This window comes from Amycolatopsis sp. NPDC043889 (assembly GCF_056435645.1).
The window spans coordinates 387-1,614 of the sequence record NZ_JBWKEC010000026.1; the positions used below are offsets into that span (position 1 = coordinate 387).

The 1,228-nt window shown below is 66.8% G+C and carries 1 protein-coding gene; it reads right to left on the reverse strand.

Annotation, left to right across the window (positions count from 1 at the left end):
• Positions 1-538 precede the first annotated feature (538 nt).
• Positions 539-979, reverse strand: coding sequence for a hypothetical protein (locus tag AC0685_RS32930; protein ID WP_478229069.1), 441 nt, complete (start codon positions 977-979; stop codon positions 539-541).
• Positions 980-1,228 lie beyond the last annotated feature (249 nt).

Consider the following 1,228-nt stretch of genomic DNA (forward strand, 5'->3'; position numbering starts at 1 on the left):
AAAAGGAAGGTTTTTGGTGGCCGGGGGGTGGGGGGGGGGGGAGGGGGGGGGGGGGGGGGGGTTTTTGGGGGGAAAACCAAAAACCCCACCCACGACCCTCTCATTGAACCGTGCAAATCACCCAAGTCAGACACTGTCACCGCGGAAAAAGTCCGTTATGAACAGTTGGAAAGGTGCCTGGTCGGCGAGTCCCGCTCCTGTCGCCAACTCCGGAACGCCACGTTTGCCTTACCGCTCTATGGTAGTAGTTCGCGGCCGAAGCCGTGCCCGAGCCGGTGATCGAGAGGCCTGCCGCCGGCAATACCGCGGCCGCCATCGTGACCAGCCTGCGCGGTAATGTTTTTCCGGTTCTGCCCATGATGTCCTCGCTTTCCGAGCGATCAAGGCCCTGTCGTCGGCAGGACGCCCCTGACTGAACAGGCGTGCCACGGCTCGGACAATGGTTCGTTCAGGGCTTGCGCGAAGGCGGCGAAAGGGTTGCTCCACGGGCGGCGACCACCCTATGTCCTCTGTGGATAGACGTGGTCCGTCGCTCGCGTCACCGGCGGCCGGCGGCCAGGATGACGAGGAACTGGCCTCCACCCGGCTCGACGCCCGCGGTCACCGGCAATCCGGGTACCAGACGGGAAAACCGGTCTTCGAGCCATTCCGCCGCCTCTTTGGCGTCTTGCTCGGTCGGGCAGCGGGCCACCAGCTCGCGGCCTCCCTTGCGCTCCAGCCGTCCGGCGACCGTGATCAGCGGCGCGGGTTCGGCCACGTGCAGACGGTCCGGCCAGGCGATGACCACCTTGACCGCGCCCTTGCGGGTGTTGCACCCGCGATGCGCGAGCCGCTCGGGGATCTTGGCCTTCCGGTCGGCGGTCCGGCTGTCGACACTGGGCCCGCGCGGGTCGTTCACCGACATGTCCGGGTCGACCGGCTCGTCGCACACCCAGCAGCGCCAGCCGTCGCGCTCGGCCACGTCATCGAGAAGACTCATCCGGTCAACCTAGCCTGCCGCTCCGCGCGTTCGTGCGACGAGTCGTGATCGCCCGGTGTCACGTAGCTTAAGTTGATCTTGGGTGAGGTTGACGGGTGGGGTGAAGGCTCCCTTCGCTGCGTCTGATGCGACGAAGGGGCACCTTCGGCCTGGTCGTGGGTCGAGGGGTCGTGGGTGGGGTTTTTGGTTTTCCCCCCAAAAACCCCCCCCCCCCCCCCCCCCCCGCCCCAACCCACCCCTTGGTTCACG